Origin of the sequence: Lentilactobacillus dabitei, assembly GCF_019061365.1 — a bacterium.
Classification (GTDB): Bacteria; Bacillota; Bacilli; order Lactobacillales; family Lactobacillaceae; genus Lentilactobacillus; species Lentilactobacillus dabitei.
Genome location: NZ_JAHPPD010000060.1, coordinates 1 through 18,415 on the forward strand (window position 1 = coordinate 1; position 18,415 = coordinate 18,415).

An 18,415-nucleotide genomic window follows, 5' to 3' on the forward strand; every position below is an offset into this window, starting at 1 on the left:
ATATCATAAGGGAAGGCATTCCCTATTTCTATACAATTCAGAAATCTTTTATGCATTTACACAAGATATTTTACGCTCTCCTTTTGATTCGTTTGAAAGCATAGACTAGGTGAAATTCTTAGATTATGATGATAAGTATCTATCAGGTAATTGAAGGGATGAGTTCTAGTGTTGACAGAATTTTTAATTGTTTGCCCGCTGGTATTTCTTGCTGGGTTTGTGGATGCGATTGGTGGCGGCGGTGGCTTAATTTCACTTCCGGCTTATTTGATGGCGGGAATTCCAGCTCACTTCGCAGTTGGGACGAATAAATTATCGTCGGCAATGGGCACCACTATCTCCACGCTTGAATTTGCCCGCAGTGGTTACATTCGAGTGAAGCTGGCCTTCTTTTCGGTCGTAGCAGCTGTCATCGGCTCATCCTTGGGGGCTCGATTGGCATTACATATTAGTGATCAGTATTTCCGCCTTATTTTATTGGTGATTCTGCCGGCAACTGCTCTTTACTTGTTGCTAAATCGGCATGCTTTAAATTCTAAATTGGCCGATTCTCAGTTAACGGGAACTCAATTTTTTATCACCCTGGGAATTTCACTGGGGCTGGGTGCGTACGATGGTTTCTATGGACCGGGAACAGGGACCTTTTTGTTGATCACATTAACCGGCCTTGCTCATTTACCAATTAATCTAGCAGCTGGCAACACTAAGGTAATCAATTTAACAACAAATATTACGGCGTTGGTGGTATTCCTATTAAGCGGTAAGGTCATCATGTTATTGGGCCTGACGGCAGGAGCTTTTAGTATCATTGGTAATTTTCTTGGCGCCAGTTATTACAAACGCTTTGGCAGCAAGATTGCTCGACCGATTATTATTGTGGTGTTGATTATTTTCCTCTTTAAAACTATTTGGGATTTGGTTGGGTAATATCGTAATTTGTTGTATGATAAAAGCACCTTGGCAGGGGCATTGAACCATTTGTGCTCAAAAGACGGCAATCATTTTATTGGTTGTCGCCTTTTTTATAAAACAACGATTAAATTAGTATACATGTGTGAAATCATGGGGATATCGGTATCGTAAGGATACGTTGACATATTCAGGGCCACTTTCGAAATCGCAGAGTTCTTGATAATATTTCCCGTGTATTTTAATTTTTCCAATCCAATGCATTCCGCCGTCTCCCTTAGTAAACGAGTAATTTACGCGATCAATTGTGTTTGGTTCGTTGGAGTGATTTGCTGCTTGACGTGTAACATATAGCTTGTTGAACCCTTTACTCCGAGGTGTTGACTTCCAATAATATTTGCTGATCCTTTTTCCAGCTTTATTGACATTAAATCCTAAAATGGAGTGGGCAGTGTATTTTGTTGCTGACCATTTTTCTTTCCCCATATATGTGTACCATGTTCCACGAAAAATTTTAGGAATTGTGCTGTGGGAAGACGCAAAAGAAACCTCTGATGAACCAAATGAACTAAACACTAAAACTAGAAATGATATTAAACAAAATTTTTTCAAGATCTATGTTCCTTTCGTATAATTATATGTTAATAAAAACATTATATTTTAAATATAAGTAATTGTTAAATAAATTTGGGTATCCATCCATAGATAATCAGTATACTTCACTTTCTTTTAACTGAATGATATCCTTTATAAGAACAAAATAACTTGGGGTGCCAATTTTGGCTGAGATGATACTCGTTGAACCTGATCTGGTTAGTACCAGCGAAGGGAAAAAGTTTGCTGCTATCCGTTGCTTTTGATAGGAGCTCAATCTATGCAATTATTGAGTCGACTTTTCTCTCAAACTTGGTGCCCCATGAACAATGGAGGACCATTTTTTATGCGCAAATTTTCATTGAAAGATGTCATTACCTTGACATTAATTGCCTTATTTTTTTGGGTGATTTATTGGGTTCTGGGCCCAATTTATACGACATTAACCGCCGCCTTGACCCCGTTTGGCTTGGCACCGGCCGCCAACGATATTCTCGAAGGCGTCTGGGTGATGGCCGGACCACTGGCTGGCCTATTATTTCGAGTGCCAGGATCGGCAACTTTGGTTGAAACGCTGGCTTCGATTGTCGAGATGTTTATCGGCGGGCAGTTTGGGGCGGCAGCCGTGATTGCCGGGTTGGTTCAAGGTGCAGGCGCTGAACTGGGCTACTTGGCCACGGGCTATAAAGTTTGGAATTGGTTGAGTTTGAGTCTCAGTGTCATTTTTGTGACCGTCGTGACATTTGTCCGGGAAATGATCTTTTACGGATACTCAAAATATTCACTGGGGTTGTTGATAACGTTGTTCATCATTCGCCTTATTTCTACATTTATTTTTAGTGGGGTGATCAATATGATGATCGTCAAGATGTTGCAGCGAAGCCATGTCGTTAGTAATTAGGAGGAAATCATGAAAACTGAAACAATTCGATTAGCACTAGAGTGGATCCCAAATACCAACCATACCGGTTTTTATGCCGCAATTGATAATGGGTATTATGAAGATGAAGGCTTGAACTTATCAATCTTCATGCCTGATGATCATGCAGATGGCCGGGATTGGCTCTTGCAGCGAAAAGCGGATTTTGCGATTACTGAGCAGATGTCGTTGTCAGATGTCTTTGTAAAGGATGAAAATGCGCCGCTGGTTGCCATTGCAGCGTTGAATGATCACAATTTGTCAGGATTATTGACGAACCATAAGATTACCCGACCAAAGGATTTCACCGGCAACACCTATGCGACCTTTGGTTATCCGACTGAGCAGGCAATTATCAGAGATACGATTAATGCCGATGGCGGCGATTTTAATCAAGTCACAATTGTTCCCAACGATATGATTTTTGATCCAGTGAAAGATTTGGCCGAACAAAAGTACGATGGCATCTTCGTTTATCATCACTGGGAAGGGTTGATGGCCAATTTGAGTGAGACCAACGAAGCCTATCATTTCTTCTATGTCAAAGATTATGTACCCGCTTTTGATTACTACACACCCGTCTTGGCAGCCAATACGCATTTTCTCGGAGAACACGGCGACCTTGCGAGAAAATTCTTACGAGCCACCCGCAAAGGGTTTGCGTTTGCTGAACAATTTCCGGAAGAAGCGGCCCAGATTCTGATGCGATACGTGCCGGATCGGATGCTGCAGGAACCGTTGGTAATCCAAAGCCAGCTGGAGATCAGCAAGCATTACCGGCCAACAGACGGCCTCTGGGGCGCCTTTGACCAGAATCGCTGGGAGAAATTCTATGCATGGTTAAATCAACAGAAGATGGGCAACATGATTCCAAGCAACATCGGCTTTACAAATAAATACTTGGAACTTTAGGTAATGAAACAAAAAGGCCAATCGCGCCAGCAACCCCAAGGGGGCTACTGATACGATTGGCCTTTTTTAGAAGATGTCATTAATCTGAATAAACTTGATTGAAGGCGGCCAAACCAGCCTTGGTGTCAACATTGACTCCAGCAGTGAGTAACGCCGCTGCCAGCAAGGCGATAAAGTTGACCATGTTGGTTTTTTCGGCAACGTAACCCATTGTGCCGATGCGCCAAATCTTGCCGTGAAGGCTACCGAACGAGCTTGAAATTTCAACGCCAAATTCTTTCAACAACATGGCTTTAAAGAACTCCCCGTCGCCTAAACTAGCGGGGATTTCAACACAAGTGACCATCGGCATTTCGTGATCGCCTTCATTAAAAATGTGAAGGCCCAGGGCAGTCAGGCCGGCATTAAGTGCCCGATGAATGCAAAGATGACGGGCATAGCGATTCTCCAGGCCTTCCTCAAGGGCAAGCTGTAGGCCAACGTTTAAACCATAGACCGAAACGGTTGCTTCGGTGTGATGATTCAATCGGCGGGGTGACCAGTAGTCTTGGAGCTGGGTTAAGTCTAGATAATTACTAGTGATGAATGCCGCTTGGTCAGCATCTTCTGCACTACGGACGCCCCGTTCAATCCGCTTGCGCTGATTAATTGCTTCAGCGAAACGATCGTTAAACGTGATGGGCGTAATCCCAGCAGGCACTGAGAGGCATTTCTGGGCACCGCCGACTGCTGCATCAATTTGCCAATCATCAACTAACACAGGAGTTCCCATGTAGGAAGCGACACAATCGATAACGAGGAAGCCACCAACTTGGCGGACGGCTTTGCCAATTCGATCGAGTGGTTGAAGCCGGCCAGTCGATGTTTCACCGTGAACCATTGCAACGACTTTGGGCTTCAAGCGCTTAATTTCTGCAATAATCTGATCCTGATCGAGAACTTGGCCCCAGTCAGTTTCAATGGTGTGAACATTGCCACCAGCCCTTTGAGCTAATTCAACGGCTAGATCGCCAAATCGGCCGATGATGGGCACGAGGACATCGTCCCCAGGTTCAACAATACTGCCAATGACGGCTTCCAAGCCAGCCCGACTTGAACCATCGATTGGAAATGAAAACTGGTTATTGGTTGAGAAGCTCTTTCGAATCAGTGCCATCGTGTGATCCATGATATCGGTAAAATCCGGGTCAAATTGGCCCAAGATCTGGTTGCTCATTGCTTGAGAAACCCGAGGATCAACGAGCGTGGGACCGGGGGTCATGATCAAGCGGCGGTTAATTTGTAAGTCTGCCATAGTGAATTCTCCTTGTGGTTTAGATTCTAAACAATGGATTGAAAGGGCTTATCAGCCATTCACTGAATGAGCGATTGGAACCCATCACAACTAAAAAGTGACCTAGTTTAAGTCTAGGTTTGAATCTTCAAGAATTCATTAGTGGGATTGAACAAAAATAAAACTGTGGTTATCACTAACAGCAAAAGGTTAATCAGCTTTGGTGACTAGCTCAACCGGACAATGATCGGATCCAAACACATCCGTTAAGATTTTTGAGTCCTTAATTTGATCGGCAAACCGCTCGCTCGCAATAAAGTAATCGATCCGCCAACCGGCATTGCGATCACGGGCGTGGAACCGGTAGCTCCACCAAGAATAAATATCGGTCATGTCTGGGTAAAAATGGCGAAAGGTATCCATGAAGCCTTGGTCTAAGAAATGGCCGAATGACTGGCGTTCCTCGTCGGTGAAGCCGGCATTATGGTGGTTGGATTGCGGATTTTTCAAGTCAATTTCCTTGTGGGCAACGTTTAGATCGCCACAAAGAATGACCGGTTTGTCTTGATTCAAGTTAGCCAGATAATTTTGAAAGGCGGTGTCCCAGCCCATGCGGAAGTCTAATCGTTTGAGGCCGGCCCCGGAGTTTGGGACATAACTGTTTACAAGGTAAAAATCTGGATACTCCAAGGTGATTGCCCGGCCTTCGTGATCAAATTCGTCAGCTTGAATCCCATAGGAGACGTTCAGAGGCTCATGCTTGGTGAAAATGGCCGTTCCAGAATAGCCCTTTCGCTCGGCATAATCAAAGTATTGGTGGTAACCAGGCAGTTCTAACTTGAGTTGACCTGCCTGCATTTTGGTTTCTTGAATGCAGAAAAAGTCGGCGTCTAAGTCGTTAAATGTTTTATCGAAATCTTTTTTGACAACCGCTCGTAATCCGTTGACGTTCCATGAAATAAATTTCATCTATCTTGCCATCCTTTACTTGAGTTCTTACATCATTATCATACTATAACTTGAGAAAAACACTAACCGTTTGCGAAAGCAAGTTAATCCCAGAAATTAAACAAAGAGCGCAAGCATTCCGAAATAGAATGAATTGCGCTCTTTCAATGATAATGATCAGTTATGAGTTAATCTTCAACCTGTACGGTGTCATTTAAGGCCTTGGCTTGATAAAAGTCAGGGAAAATTCGGGCAGTGTGGATGCCCCAGTAATAAAAACCTAACGAAAAGGCAATAATAACGACGAAGTCATACGGATAATGAATCCAGTCGATACCTTTGAACTGCTTACTACCGATGTAAGACATAACCGAAATAAAAATCAAATAAACGATCATCCACATACTGGAGTAAAAAGCCTTCCGGGTATCAACAAAACCTGCCCGATATTCATAATAGAAGTAAAAGGGCAGTCCTAGCAAAATGACTAGGATAACTTCGACGGTTGTGGGCCACATTGCCCAATAGACAGCAAGTGAGGCAAGCACAAATGACAGTGGTGCCATCCAGTTTAAATTTTTCAGGCGAACGGGTCGTTTGAAATTAGGTGCCATCTTGCGAAAAGCGACAGCGGTAACGGGACCAGTTAAGTAGGCAATCAGCGTAGAGGTGGAAATGACAGTGGCAAGTGTTGACCATGACCTAAATACTGAAACCATCAGCATACCCAAAACTAAATTGACAATCATGGCAACCCGCGGAATCCCATATTTTTTATTGATTTTACCGATGAAGCTTGGGATGTGTTGGTTACTTTCCATTGCGTATAGTGCTCGCCCGGTTGATGCAGCGAATGAGACCCCGGTTCCAACCGGAGAAACGAAGGCATCCATATACAACAGAACGGACAACCACCGAATTCCGAGCATAATCGCCAGGTCGGCAAAGGGCGAATTGAAGTCAATGCCACTCCAACCGTGTTTGGCAAGCATCGATGGTTCCAAAGCAGTGATGTAGGTGCTTTGAATTAAGATGTAAATAATTCCGCTAATCAACAATGAAATAAAAATACCGCGACCGATGTTACGACGGGAATTTTTAATTTCACTGCCCATGTTGATAACGGTTTGAAAGGCGTTAAATGAAAAGATGATTCCGGCAGCGGATGTTGCTGCGAAGATTGGTGCGGTCCCATAAGGCATAAATTCATGCAAGGAATGCCCGTAGTTTTGGGGGAAGAATCCCGATACCGTCAGCATGATAATTGTTAGGGCTGGAACCCCGATTTTAAGAATCGAAATTAAACTGGTGAAGCTGGTCAATAATTTAACTGACCAGAAATTTAACAAGGTAAATAAAATGATGAAGATGAATACCACCATTAGCCCAGCAGTAGTAATGGTGCCATTTTTCAAGAAAACGTGGGTCCAGTTTGCCCATGACCAAGGCCATGAACTCATATACTGAACGGCCGCGACTGCTTCAATCGGGATCAACGTAATCAGGGAAATCCAGTTCGCCCAAGAAGCGATGAACCCCAAAAGTGGTCCGTGAGAATATTGAGCGTACCGGCTCATGCCACCTGCTTCTGGGAACATTGCCCCAATTTCGACATAATCATATGCGATAGCGGCAATGACGATACCACCAATGACCCAAGAGATGATTGCGGCTGGGCCGGCGATTTTGGTTGCCTCCCAAGAACCGAATAACCATCCTGAACCAATTAGTGATCCGAGTGTCAGCATTATCAGTTGAAAAAGTCCAATCTTTGTCGTGTTTTCTGAATCCATGAGTACCTCCTGTTTAGCGTTGACAACTAGTTTAACAAAGATAAAAAGTAATGCAAATGAAAATGGAACATGATGTTACTGACAATCGTTGATATGATGGCATCTACCGGCAAATTGACTCAATTTGCCGGTAACGCTTGCAAAAAAACGGAACCCGTTTATAATAATGAGTGAGTGGTCACTTATTAAATAAAAAAGGGTGATGGATATGACGGAAGTGATTCAGGTTTCAGACCTTGAACAAGGTTATGGCAAGACAGTCGTTTTAAAAGACATCAATTTGACGGTGAACAGCGGCGAAATTTTAGCCTTGATTGGCCCGAGTGGCGCTGGCAAAACGACTTTGGTCAGTACGATTATGGGGATGCTTAAGCCGATGAAAGGTCAGGTGACGGTGTTAGACACACCGATGCCTAATCGGCAATTATTAGCCAAGATCGGTTTTATGGCGCAAACAGATGCGCTATATGAATCGTTAACCGCCAACGAAAATCTCATGTTTTTTGGGTCAATGCAGGGAATTTCCCGCAAAGCCTTGAAAGAAAAGATTCCCTATGCGGCCAACATTGTGAATTTGGTTCCAGATCTAAAGAAGTACGTGAAAGATTATTCTGGTGGCATGAAGCGGCGGTTGTCGCTTGCCATTGCCCTGGTTTCTGACCCTGAAATCTTGATTTTGGACGAGCCGACCGTTGGGATTGATCCAGAACTTCGCCAGCAAATTTGGAATGAACTCCATAAATTAGCCAATGCCGGCCGGACCATCCTCTTAACGACTCACGTTATGGAGGATGCTGAAGAAGCTGATGACGTCATGATGATCAGAAATGGCGCCGCAATTGCCCAGGGGACTCCAAAGCAGTTGATTACGGAATATGGCGTTAAGTCGAGCGAAACAGTATTTTTAGCGGCAGGGAGGCAGCAAGATGCGCATACTAACAATGATTAAGCGAATTCTGACAGAAATGTTACGAGACAAACGAACTTTGGCGTTAATGTTCATCGCGCCGCTGTTCATTTTATCGCTATTATATTTTTTGTTTCAGTCTAATACGGACCAAACGGCGGCGTTGGGCGTTCGCAATGTGGACACAACTCTTGTGAAGGCGGTCAATAATAATCATGTTAAGATTCACCAAATTAGTTCAGATAAGAGCGCCGAAACAATCATCCGGGATCACGATTATGCTGGAGTGTTGAGTCAAAATGGTGATCATCTGACACTGACCTTGCAAAATAGCGATCAAAGCAAAACCGCGATTCTAAAGCAAAGCCTACAAAAAGGTCAAATTGAATTGAAATCTAAGGCAGCCCGGACCGCCATCAAGACGCAGGCGAAGGCTTTGAAAAAGATGCAGGCCGCTTTAGCTGCTGTGACCCGCCAAATGGGTCGAGCGGGAAACGGCAAGCAAGTCGCACAACCGGCGGCGGGAAAGCAACTGAAAGCCGCCCCAAGTTACACGGTGACGACCCATTACTTGTATGGGAGTTCGAATTCGACGTACTTTAATACGCTCCTGCCAATCTTAATTGGGTTTGTGGTCTTCTTCTTTGTTTTCCTGATTTCTGGAATTGCGTTGCTGCGGGAACGGACAACTGGAACATTGAACCGGCTGCTGGCGACCCCAATCAAGCGTGGAGAGGTAATTATGGGCTACCTATCAGGCTATGGGATCTTTGCCCTGATTCAAACCCTGTTGGTCGTCCTCTTTACAATCTATGTCTTTAACATTCAGATTCTGGGGAACATTTGGAACATCTTTTTGATTAACATCCTCTTGGCGGTCGTCGCCTTAACGCTGGGACTATTAATTTCGACGTTTGCCTCGTCGGAGTTCCAGATGGTTCAGTTCATCCCAATTGTCGTGATTCCCCAAATTTTCTTCTCGGGCATTATTCCGGTTAATCAAATGGCCGATTGGCTGCAGCCAGTGGCCAAAATTATGCCGTTATACTATGGTTCCCAGTCGATGAGTGACGTGATTCAAAAAGGGGCAACAATTGGTGACATTGCCCCGAGTTTGGGAATCTTGTTAATATTTGTGGTCGTGTTCCTTGTGCTCAATATGTTATCCATGCGACACTATCGACAGGTCTAGGAGGGTTGATTCAATGGCAAATAAAAACTTTACAACGCTGTTTTCAGAAAGTTTGGACCAGTCAGATTTATCGGCTAAACAACAAGCCGTTCTGCGGGCAAGCTTGGAACTTTTCTCGCAAAAGGGATTTGATCGCACCAGTACAAGAGATATTGCCGATCGGGCAGCGGTGTCTGAAGGAACGGTGTATAAACAATTCAAGACGAAAGATGGCATCCTAAAAGCAATCCTGGAACCGTTCATTCACCAAGTCTTACCCAAAGCGGTCACAGAATTTATGGTCGATATGGCGCAAAATGCAACTCCGACAATTGATGAATTTTTAGAAAAGGCGGTCAAAAACCGAATGAAGTTTGCATTGGACAACCGCCAACAGCTGCGAATCCTGTTACAGGAAATTACGCGGAATGCCAACCTGGTCTCACTGATTGGCAAAGAGGCTGCCAACATTATTAATAGTCCGTTAGGTAATGTGATTCGAAAGTATCAAGAAGATGGGCAATTGGTCCGTTGGCCGCTTCAACGAATTATTCAGTATATTTCTGGCACGGTGCTGACTTATCTGTTACCGAAAGTGTTGGCTGGTGGTGAATTGGACATTGATCAAGCCAGTAAGGAAACAGTTGAATTTGTAATGCATGGTTTGAAGCCGGCTAAATGATTTGGTGCTGATTAAACAAAAGCCACTCATCCAGACGTTCAAGTTAGAGCGTTTAGATGAGTGGCTTATTTTCTGTAATTAAGTCGCCAATGTGGCAATTAATTGTTATTTCAAAATGTGATCGATTTTAGTTAATTCCGCTGGTGTAAAGGCCAAATGGTCCAGCGCTTTCACATTATCAACCAATTGAGATGGTCGACTGGCGCCGACTAATACCGAGGCAATCTCTGGTTCCCGTAGGTTCCATGCCAATGCCATTTCGGCTAAGGATTGACCACGGTCTTTAGCAACTTGGTTCAATTGTTTAACGGTTGCCAATGTCTTTTCCACCTGATCTTCATGGAGGAAGGGACTGGTCGTCTTATGAGCGCGTGAGTCTGCTGGGATGCCGTTTAAATACCGATCGCTTAATAGGCCTTGGGCAAGTGAGCTAAAGCTGACCGCGGCTTTATGTTCAGCTTTCAGAACGGGGAAGAGGTCAGTTTCAACTGACCGGTCAAACATATTGTATCTGGGTTGATGGATGACAAACGGTGTTTTTAACTCATTGAAAACTTTGGTAATCGCCTTGGTCTGGACGCCATCATAGTTGGAAATACCAATGTATAACGCTTTTCCTTGGTGGACTAATTCATCAAGTGCCATGGCCGTTTCTTCGACTGGGGTGTTTGGATCCGGTCGGTGGGAATAGAAAATATCAAAATAATCTAATCCCGTCCGCTTCAAGCTTTGATTGGCGCTGGCCATGATGTATTTTCGGGATCCCCAATCTCCATATGGGCCCGGCCACATGGTGTAGCCAGCCTTACTAGCGATGATCATTTCATCACGATAGGGTTTCATATCGCCAGCCATGATTTGACCGAAGTTTTCCTCGGCACTGCCGGGAATTGGGCCATAATTATTGGCTAAGTCAAAGTAGGTGATTCCCAGGTCAAATGCTTGGTGGATGATTGCCTTTTGATTTTCAAAAGAATCGACGCTGCCAAAGTTATGCCAAAGGCCCAGACCAATCGCTGACAGCTTTAAGCCGCTTCGGCCAACCCGGTTGTAAATCATTTTGTTATATCGTTGCTGAGAAGCTGAATACATTTTAGATCTCCTTATCTAAATAAAAGATTAATTACCTTAAATATAGCACCTCAAGTATGCTTGAGGTAAAGGTGGTACGGATTTGAAACTAAAAAAGCCCAGCAGCTGGCCGGACTTCACGAAGTTATTAAGATTCATCGATCGTTGTGACATCGTATCCCTTGCCGTCGAGAATTCGCGAGGCATTGTAGGGACCAATTCCCTTTCTAAAAGTGATGTAGATTTTTTTATCTTTTGGAATCTCCTCAATCCGATCCCGAAGTTGTGATAACGGGATATTGGCCGTTGGGTTAATTGATCCAGCCGATTCGGTTCCGGGTTCACGGATATCCAGGAAAAAGGCGTTTTGCCGGTCTTCAGCTGAAATGGCTGAAACTTTGACTGTCTTGGATCTATTTGTTAATTCTTGAATCGCCACGTAGCCAGCGATATTTAAGACATCCCGGGTTGAAGAATACGGTGGTGAATATGGGATTTCCAGAGCTGGCAGATCAAAGGCCGTTAAGTTGCCGGTAATTGCAACAGATAGTTCGGCGATTCGTTTGTCGATACCATGCTTGCCAACTGCCTGGCCGCCAAGGAGCTTACCAGTTTTTTCTTCATAGATTAACTTGAAATTCACCCGGTCAGCATTTGGGAAGAAATAAGCCCGGTCATACGGGGTGATAAAGACCGTTTTATAATTGGTGATTCCAAGTTGTTTTAAGGCACTTTCAGTGTAGCCAACATAGCTGGCAGTCAGGTCAAAGAATTTCGCAACGCCAGCACCAACGAAGCCCTTATAGGTGACAGGAGCATCTGTCATGATATCTGCCAGCAAGTGGCCTTGACGATTGGCGGGACTGGATAGGACACTTGGAATCGGTAGGCCGTTAATCAGACTGGTCGTTTCAATGACGTCACCGATGGCATAAATATCTGGCAGGTTGGTTTGCAAGTGATCATCAACGATCACGTGATGGTCAGGCGACAATCTGATTCCGGCAGCTTCTGCCAGCTGACTATTTGGCCTAACCCCAGTTCCCAAGAAGAGCATTGCAGTCTGGTGAAGGCTGCCGTCTTCAAAGACCAAGGTGTGGCCATTATTGCGGATTTCTTTGATCCCGTTGTTTAAAATGACGTGGACGCCTTGTTTGATTAGCTCATCTTTGACGATTGAGGCAATTTCTGGATCGTAGGGAGAAGCAACTTGGTCAGCTTGATCGACGATGGTCACATCCATTTGGCGTCTGACAAAAGCTTCGGCAACCTCAATCCCAATGGCGCCAGCCCCTAAAATTGTCACGGTCTTGGGCCGCTTGGCTGCTAAATACGTCATCAGCTTGTCCGCATCGGTAATGGCTCTCAGGACAAAGGCATTACCGGCGTTTTCGATTCCTTTGATCGGTGGCACAACCGGACTCGCTCCGGTTGCGATGACCAATTGATCATAACTTTCCTGATAAACGTCGCCAGTTTTCAAATTTTTTACTGTGACGCTTTTATTAGCTGGGTTGATTGAAGTCACTTCATTAAATAAGCGCACATCGATGTTATTTCGCTGTTTGAGAATTTCCGGGGTTCGCTCAATTAATTTAGAGCGATCTGAAACAACCCCGCCCAAATAGTAAGGCATCGCACAACTGGCAACCGAAATCGCTGCTCCCCGCTCGAAGATAATGATTTCGTCATCTTCATTGATTCGCCGAAGTCGCGTCGCAAACGACGGCCCGCCAGCAATTCCCCCAATAACTAACACTTTCATGGCTGTTCCTCCTCTGATCATAGCGCTTTCATCTTCTCGTTACGTTCATCATACAATATCTGGGGAGTAGGTCAATTGGTTTGGCGAAATAATTAGGCGGAATTAGTGGGGGGCGAAACTTGGGGGATGTTGAGAAGGGGGCTTGGGGTTGAATTAGTGATTTTATGTAGTTGGAATGGGTCTCAGGAGACTGGGACTTACTATATAAGGAGTTCCCATTAAAATCTAAGGCCAGGATGTTGGACGTTCTTGTGTTGGAACGTGCCTCAAAAGGCTGACGCTTAATATATAAGGAGATCCCCCCACGAAAAATCCAAGACCAGGATGTTCGCCATTTTCGTGTTAAAACGTGCCTCAAAAGGCTGACGCTTAATATATAAGGAAGCCCTCACTAAAATCCAACCAGGATTTTAGTGAGGGCTTCCTTATATAACCGCGTCAAAGCGCCTTTTTCGGCACTTTCGTTTTTGGCACTCTAATTATTTTCCACCGGTTTATACGGTTTATTTTCCTTGTTTGTTCTTACTACCATGACGTCACATTTGGCGCTACGGTTAACGAATGATGATACCGAACCTTCCAATACTCGTTGTAGGCGACTCATTCCCGTTGCGCCCATCACGATCAGGTCTGACTTGTGGTCCTTTGGAAATTCAAAGGCAATAACTGTCTTTGGATTACCGAAACGAATATGGATTTGAATGTCATCCAAATCCGCTTCCTTTTTAATCCTGTCCACTGACTTATTGAGATAATCAGTGGTGTCTTCAACGAGGTTGTTGATAACATCACCATCTACCATGCCACCATAATTGTAGCCATATTGCTGGGTGCTTAATACATGAAGCACGTCGAGATGAGCACCATTATTGTGGGCAATAAGAGCTCCCTTTGCAAGTGCGTCCTCTGATTGGGCTGATCCGTCGACTGGGACCAAGATGTTGTTGTAGTTGGATTCCATGAAGCTGCCTCCCTTGTGGTCATTTATGTGTTAATTATATCACTAATTAAAAATCCAAACGGCTTGCCCAAGGAATTATTTATCCTATGCACGAGCTGGAATAACAAATTCTGCTGTTTCCAAAATATGCCCCCGCATTGCGTCTTGAAGCTCATTGAGCCAGAAACCATCCCTTAGGGGTAATTCTGTGTCCAAAGCGTAAACTGATAAATGATAATTGTGGGGTTTATCTGGAGGGGTTGGCCCATTGTAATGCCAAGCGGTTACGGGATCGTTATTACCGATCAAACCACCAGCAGTGCTGTTACGTCCTTGGACCATCGGCACCTTCGGCTTTTGACTATTATTCTCAGGAATTTCCGTGACATCCGGTGAAATATTAGAAGCGATCCAGTGAATCCACATGAAACCACTGACGGGAATGGCGTCCCAATCAACCAATGTTAAAGCAAGGGACTTGGCATCCTTGGGAGCATCGGTAATTTTAATTGGAAATGAAACGATTGGCTGATCACCCAAAATATCTACAGGTGATGCATACTTACTGTACTTATCGGCTAAAAGCCCCTTTGTTAATGGTACTTGAACCTTCATGTTCTCATCTCCTATGAAAAGTGAGCGGAGTAAAGCGCTTAGAAGTCGGAGCGTAAGTCTCCTCGGAGAGAAATTCCCGTTCTTGGAATTTTTCTCCGAGGTGCTTACGTGCAGGCTTCTGCTTTACGCAGCTGTCCTAAAAAAGTGAGCGGATCCAGGCGGTTAGAGATCGGAGTGTAAGTCTCCTCGAACAGAAATTCCGGGTTTGGAAATTTTTGTTCGAGGTGCTTACATGCAGATCTCTGCCTGGAGGAGCAGTCCTACTAAGTGAGCGGAGTAAAGCGGTTAGAAACTGGAGTCTAAGTCTCCTTTGGCAGAAATCCCTGATTTTGGGATTTTTGCCGAAGGTGCTTAGAAGGAAGTTTCTGCTTTACACAGCAGTCCTCAACCCAATAATATGTCATCTCAACTGACTTCTCAAATTTTAAGTTAAATAGATTCAGCCAGTTCCCCAAAGATTACATTATTTGATGAATTTCAGCACATAATAACCCTGGCCATTGGACGAGATCGTATAGTTGACGTAGCCGTCTTTGAGCCATTGTTGCTTCGTCGCGTTTGCCCAATTCTTGGCATCGTTCACCGATGAAAATGTGTGAGTCGTAGCGAAAGGATCTGGGATTTTTGGTTTGGCAGGTGCCTGTTTGTTCGCTTTATTGAGTAATTGCTGCTCACGGTTTTTAACGGTTTTGTTCTGTTCATTATTGATCGACTTTTGAAGTTGACCCCGTTCAGCAGGGGTTAACCCACCAGCTTTGGCATCGTCTATTTTGCTGGAAAAGGCGGAAACTCGATTGTCTTCCACTTTTTTGGTTAGGCTGCCCTTGGAGTTGCGACCCTCAATGGCATTTTTGGATTTATCGATGGTTTTACTGATCGCAGCCGTGGAGGATGAATTCGATTGATGGCTGTGGCGAGTCATCAGCCAGTTAATGGAAAATGCCAGTCCAATCGCAATGATTAAAATGAGCAGGGCAAACCACCAGCCGCTGTATTGTTTTCGACGTTGACGGCGGCGATCCTGTTCTGAATTAAAATCATATTTTTTGTATCTTGGTTCATTGTCATGCCTATTCACATTAATACCTCATTTAGATTCGATTATTGCATCTCAACCCGATTGAATATATTATAACAGAAAGCAAAGGGGTTGTATTTTTCACGAAAAAAGGATGGCAGTTATGACACAAATTGAAGTAAAGCAGTTTGCAGCATTAAGCACCAAAGAACTATTTGAAATTTATAAATTACGAGTCGCCGTTTTTGTTGTTGAACAAAAATGTTACTACCAAGAAGTCGATGATGACGACTTGATTTCCTATCATGTGATGTTCAAAAACGCCGAGGGGGACTTGATGGCTTATGCCAGAATTATTCCTGAAGAAAACCAGTCAGTTACCCGAATTGGCAGGGTTGTCGTGAACCCAAAGTACCGGGGCGGTGGCTTAGGAAGAGAGTTAGTGCAAGCCACCTTGGATAAGTCGAAGGAACTATTCCCAGAAGCAGCCAAAATTGTGCTGGCCGGACAAGAGTATCTGAAGTATTTCTACCATTCATTTGGGTTCAGGGATGTCAGCGACGTTTACCTAGAGGATAATATTCCCCATATCGATATGGAGTTGGCTTTAAAAAATTAGATTGACATGTTTCTGCAGTATATTATACTTAATGACAACTAAATGAATCTTTAAATCTGGTCCGAGAGGCTGGCAAGATGACGGCATTCAAACACAAATAGTCGGCCCTTGCTGGGTGCGGCTATTTTTTGTTGAAGTGTGTGGAGCAAAGCGGTTAGCAATCGGAGTGTAAGTCTCCTTTGGAGGAATTCCCGAGTTTGGAATTTTTCCAAAGGTGCTTACACGTAGATTGCTGCTTTGCGGAACACCATTCTGCAATGTATCAGGGTGCTTATGTGCGGGTTATTGTTTGGTAGCACATCATTCAGCTATCTCCACCGGATTTACGCAACTACAAAGGAGCGGAAAAATGGCAGACAAGAACGAGTTTCACGACGATCGGGCGATACTAGACATTCATGATATGCCGAAATTCTTCCCGTGGGTCGGCTTATCATTGCAGCACATGTTTTCGATGTTTGGATCAACGGTGATTGTACCGTTGTTGGTTGGGTTGAGCCCAAGCATTGCCCTATTTGCCTCAGGGGTCGGCACGTTGCTTCATATTATGATTACCCAGCGAAAGATTCCTGCTTACATGGGCTCAAGTTTTGCCTTTATTACACCGATGCTGGCGTTGATGAAGACGACGGGTTATCCGGGCATTGCCCAAGGCGTGATCGGCGTCGGGATCGTGTATATGATCGTTGCCGCAATTATTTGGGGAGTCGGGTCAGACTGGGTGGATAAAATTTTGCCGCCAATTGTGGTTGGTCCCATTGTCATGGTCATTGGCTTGTCCCTTGCAGGGAGTGCCGCTCAGGATGCGATGATGAAAAATGGCAAATACAGTTTATTGTACTTTGGTATTGCCTTAGCAACGTTATTTTTAGCCATTATTTTTAATATGCTGTTTAAAGGGTTCATCGGCCTGATTCCGGTTCTACTTGCAATTGTTTGTGGGTACGTGATTTCCGTGTTCTGTGGCATTGTCGACCTGCATACGATTGCCAGTGCGCCGTGGTTCAAAATCCCTGCATTCGATATTCCAGGGATTGATTACAAATTTAAGATTGATTGGGCGGCCATTTTAGCCATCACCCCAATTGCGTTTGTAACGATGACTGAGCACATGGGGCATATCATGGTGCTCGATGAATTGACCGGTCGAGACTTTTTTAAAGATCCTGGATTAAACCGAACCCTTGCTGGAGATGGTGCTGCGTCACTATTTGCCGGATTGGTTGGGGCACCGGCTATGACCAGTTATGGGGAGAACATTGGCGTGATGGCTATCACTAAAATCCACAGTGTTTATGTGCTGATGGGGGCCGCCATGTTTGCAATCCTGTTCGCATTTGTGAATAAACTGAACGTCTTAATCATGCAGATGCCGATGCCAGTTATTGGTGGAATTAGTTTCCTGTTGTTTGGAACAATTGCCACGGCCGGAATCCAAGTAATGGTTGAAAATAAAGTGGATATGAATTTGAAACGGAACTTGATGATTGCTTCAACCGTAATGGTAATTGGGGTTGGAAATGCTTATCTGCAAATCAAGAGTTTTCAATTTACCGGGCTGGCATTTGCCACGATTATCGGAATTGTCCTAAATCTGATATTGCCGCAAAAGGCTGCTAGCGAACGGGAACACGAACAACACTTAGCCGCCCAAAAGGCTGAAGAAAAGCAGCGACTATTGCACCAGAAACGAATGAAACAATAAACCGACTTGGTTAGAAGCTGAAAAAGTTTCAAACGATGCAGTTGAAACATTTATGTTGGGCTTGGGGGATACAATGCTAGAACCCAGTCACCAACCACAAATTGCGTATAAGCCCGCGACTACTAAAGCGGATTTTGAGGCAGCAAAGCAACTCTTGATTGAGTATGCGAAATTACTTGGGTTTGACCTGAAGTTTCAGGACTTTGCTACTGAGCTAGCTGAACTGGCAACCCACTATAATCAACCCAAGGGTGACTTGATTATGGCGTATGTGGATGGCGAGCTTGCCGGTGCCGTTGCCGTGCACGAATTTGAACCTGGAATTGCGGAAATGAAGCGATTGTACGTTAGGAGTGGTTTCCGCCAATTAGGAATTGGGCGAGAGCTGGTCGCTAGAATTTTGGTGAGTGCCAAAGAACTGGGCTATCGGTCAATTCGATTAGATACTTTGAAGGAAATGCAGGGGGCCCTCAAAATATATCGGGCTGCCGGATTTAATGAAAGGATTCGCAGAAATCTCCTGGTTTTAACCAGGTAGATGAATGCACAAACTAATACCGAAAGGTGTTATCAG

17 protein-coding genes and 1 riboswitch are annotated in these 18,415 nt (G+C 44.4%); of the genes, 9 read left to right on the forward strand and 8 right to left on the reverse strand.

Annotated elements, in window-relative coordinates; translation table 11 throughout:
* Positions 1–168 precede the first annotated feature (168 nt).
* From KTE19_RS09475 to KTE19_RS09485, 3 genes are all read left to right on the forward strand, one after another.
* The gene (locus tag KTE19_RS09475) at positions 169–927 is read left to right on the forward strand and encodes a sulfite exporter TauE/SafE family protein (RefSeq protein ID WP_217164214.1); all 759 of its coding nucleotides are present in this window, start codon (positions 169–171) and stop codon (positions 925–927) included.
* Between the two features lie 738 nt (positions 928–1,665).
* Positions 1,666–1,760: riboswitch (TPP riboswitch) on the forward strand.
* 89 nt (positions 1,761–1,849) lie between these two features.
* A complete protein-coding gene (locus tag KTE19_RS09480) occupies positions 1,850–2,404 on the forward strand; it encodes an ECF transporter S component (RefSeq protein WP_217342157.1) in 555 nt (184 codons plus the stop codon).
* A 9-nt stretch (positions 2,405–2,413) separates the two neighbouring features.
* Positions 2,414–3,334, forward strand: a complete 921-nt coding sequence (locus tag KTE19_RS09485) for an ABC transporter substrate-binding protein (protein WP_217164218.1) — start codon at positions 2,414–2,416, stop codon at positions 3,332–3,334.
* A gap of 79 nt (positions 3,335–3,413) precedes the next feature.
* On the opposite strand, the gene KTE19_RS09490 is transcribed toward KTE19_RS09485, so the two are convergent.
* The 3 genes from KTE19_RS09490 to KTE19_RS09500 all read right to left on the reverse strand — a co-directional run bounded on the left by KTE19_RS09490 (position 3,414) and on the right by KTE19_RS09500 (position 7,348).
* Positions 3,414–4,628 (reverse strand): pyridoxal-phosphate-dependent aminotransferase family protein, encoded by a 1,215-nt coding sequence (locus KTE19_RS09490; RefSeq protein ID WP_217342158.1) that lies wholly within the window; start codon positions 4,626–4,628, stop codon positions 3,414–3,416.
* 189 nt (positions 4,629–4,817) lie between these two features.
* Positions 4,818–5,576, reverse strand: coding sequence for an exodeoxyribonuclease III (locus KTE19_RS09495; protein ID WP_217164222.1), 759 nt, complete (start codon positions 5,574–5,576; stop codon positions 4,818–4,820).
* Between the two features lie 167 nt (positions 5,577–5,743).
* Positions 5,744–7,348 carry an APC family permease gene (locus KTE19_RS09500; RefSeq protein ID WP_217342159.1) on the reverse strand — a complete coding sequence of 535 codons (1,605 nt, stop codon included), beginning with the start codon at positions 7,346–7,348 and terminating at the stop codon, positions 5,744–5,746.
* A gap of 202 nt (positions 7,349–7,550) precedes the next feature.
* On the opposite strand from KTE19_RS09500, the gene KTE19_RS09505 reads away from it, so the two are divergent.
* Genes KTE19_RS09505 through KTE19_RS09515 form a run of 3 tightly spaced genes read left to right on the forward strand, consistent with a single transcriptional unit; the run spans position 7,551 to position 10,108 of the window.
* Positions 7,551–8,297, forward strand: a complete 747-nt coding sequence (locus tag KTE19_RS09505; protein ID WP_430681879.1) for an ABC transporter ATP-binding protein — start codon at positions 7,551–7,553, stop codon at positions 8,295–8,297.
* Positions 8,275–9,447 (forward strand): ABC transporter permease, encoded by a 1,173-nt coding sequence (locus tag KTE19_RS09510; protein ID WP_217342161.1) that lies wholly within the window; start codon positions 8,275–8,277, stop codon positions 9,445–9,447. Before KTE19_RS09505 ends, KTE19_RS09510 begins: the two co-directional genes overlap by 23 nt.
* Before the next feature lie 13 nt (positions 9,448–9,460).
* Entirely contained in the window at positions 9,461–10,108 is a 648-nt protein-coding gene (locus KTE19_RS09515) for a TetR/AcrR family transcriptional regulator (RefSeq protein WP_217342162.1), read from the forward strand.
* 105 nt (positions 10,109–10,213) lie between these two features.
* On the opposite strand, the gene KTE19_RS09520 is transcribed toward KTE19_RS09515, so the two are convergent.
* From KTE19_RS09520 to KTE19_RS09540, 5 genes are all read right to left on the reverse strand, one after another.
* A complete protein-coding gene (locus tag KTE19_RS09520) occupies positions 10,214–11,200 on the reverse strand; it encodes an aldo/keto reductase (protein ID WP_217342163.1) in 987 nt (328 codons plus the stop codon).
* Between the two features lie 127 nt (positions 11,201–11,327).
* On the reverse strand, positions 11,328–12,944 hold the full coding sequence (locus KTE19_RS09525; RefSeq protein ID WP_217342164.1) for an FAD-dependent oxidoreductase: 1,617 nt from the start codon (positions 12,942–12,944) through the stop codon (positions 11,328–11,330).
* 475 nt (positions 12,945–13,419) lie between these two features.
* A complete protein-coding gene (locus tag KTE19_RS09530) occupies positions 13,420–13,905 on the reverse strand; it encodes a universal stress protein (RefSeq protein ID WP_217165086.1) in 486 nt (161 codons plus the stop codon).
* 84 nt (positions 13,906–13,989) lie between these two features.
* Positions 13,990–14,499 (reverse strand): YbhB/YbcL family Raf kinase inhibitor-like protein, encoded by a 510-nt coding sequence (locus tag KTE19_RS09535; protein ID WP_217342165.1) that lies wholly within the window; start codon positions 14,497–14,499, stop codon positions 13,990–13,992.
* Positions 14,500–14,962: 463 nt separating this feature from the next.
* Positions 14,963–15,577, reverse strand: coding sequence for a hypothetical protein (locus KTE19_RS09540; protein ID WP_217342166.1), 615 nt, complete (start codon positions 15,575–15,577; stop codon positions 14,963–14,965).
* Between the two features lie 103 nt (positions 15,578–15,680).
* Here KTE19_RS09540 and KTE19_RS09545 point away from each other — a divergent pair, with 103 nt between their 5' ends.
* The 3 genes from KTE19_RS09545 (at position 15,681) to KTE19_RS09555 (ending at position 18,379) form a co-directional block, all read left to right on the forward strand.
* Positions 15,681–16,136 (forward strand): GNAT family N-acetyltransferase, encoded by a 456-nt coding sequence (locus tag KTE19_RS09545; RefSeq protein ID WP_217165090.1) that lies wholly within the window; start codon positions 15,681–15,683, stop codon positions 16,134–16,136.
* 349 nt (positions 16,137–16,485) lie between these two features.
* Positions 16,486–17,841, forward strand: a complete 1,356-nt coding sequence (locus KTE19_RS09550) for a uracil-xanthine permease family protein (protein WP_217165092.1) — start codon at positions 16,486–16,488, stop codon at positions 17,839–17,841.
* 73 nt (positions 17,842–17,914) lie between these two features.
* The gene (locus tag KTE19_RS09555) at positions 17,915–18,379 is read left to right on the forward strand and encodes a GNAT family N-acetyltransferase (RefSeq protein WP_217165094.1); all 465 of its coding nucleotides are present in this window, start codon (positions 17,915–17,917) and stop codon (positions 18,377–18,379) included.
* The last annotated feature ends 36 nt before the right edge of the window (positions 18,380–18,415 follow it).

Bases quoted from the DNA above. Each gene is read 5' to 3' on its own strand.
- KTE19_RS09485 (WP_217164218.1), top strand. From the start codon at position 2,414: ATGAAAACTGAAACAATTCGATTAGCACTAGAGTGGATCCCAAATACC.
- KTE19_RS09480 (WP_217342157.1), top strand. From the start codon at position 1,850: ATGCGCAAATTTTCATTGAAAGATGTCATTACCTTGACATTAATTGCC.
- KTE19_RS09545 (WP_217165090.1), top strand. From the start codon at position 15,681: ATGACACAAATTGAAGTAAAGCAGTTTGCAGCATTAAGCACCAAAGAA.
- KTE19_RS09505 (WP_430681879.1), top strand. From the start codon at position 7,551: ATGGATATGACGGAAGTGATTCAGGTTTCAGACCTTGAACAAGGTTAT.
- KTE19_RS09525 (WP_217342164.1), bottom strand. From the start codon at position 12,944: ATGAAAGTGTTAGTTATTGGGGGAATTGCTGGCGGGCCGTCGTTTGCG.
- KTE19_RS09550 (WP_217165092.1), top strand. From the start codon at position 16,486: ATGGCAGACAAGAACGAGTTTCACGACGATCGGGCGATACTAGACATT.
- KTE19_RS09490 (WP_217342158.1), bottom strand. From the start codon at position 4,628: ATGGCAGACTTACAAATTAACCGCCGCTTGATCATGACCCCCGGTCCC.
- KTE19_RS09520 (WP_217342163.1), bottom strand. From the start codon at position 11,200: ATGTATTCAGCTTCTCAGCAACGATATAACAAAATGATTTACAACCGG.
- KTE19_RS09535 (WP_217342165.1), bottom strand. From the start codon at position 14,499: ATGAAGGTTCAAGTACCATTAACAAAGGGGCTTTTAGCCGATAAGTAC.
- KTE19_RS09500 (WP_217342159.1), bottom strand. From the start codon at position 7,348: ATGGATTCAGAAAACACGACAAAGATTGGACTTTTTCAACTGATAATG.
- KTE19_RS09530 (WP_217165086.1), bottom strand. From the start codon at position 13,905: ATGGAATCCAACTACAACAACATCTTGGTCCCAGTCGACGGATCAGCC.
- KTE19_RS09495 (WP_217164222.1), bottom strand. From the start codon at position 5,576: ATGAAATTTATTTCATGGAACGTCAACGGATTACGAGCGGTTGTCAAA.
- KTE19_RS09515 (WP_217342162.1), top strand. From the start codon at position 9,461: ATGGCAAATAAAAACTTTACAACGCTGTTTTCAGAAAGTTTGGACCAG.
- KTE19_RS09510 (WP_217342161.1), top strand. From the start codon at position 8,275: ATGCGCATACTAACAATGATTAAGCGAATTCTGACAGAAATGTTACGA.
- KTE19_RS09555 (WP_217165094.1), top strand. From the start codon at position 17,915: ATGCTAGAACCCAGTCACCAACCACAAATTGCGTATAAGCCCGCGACT.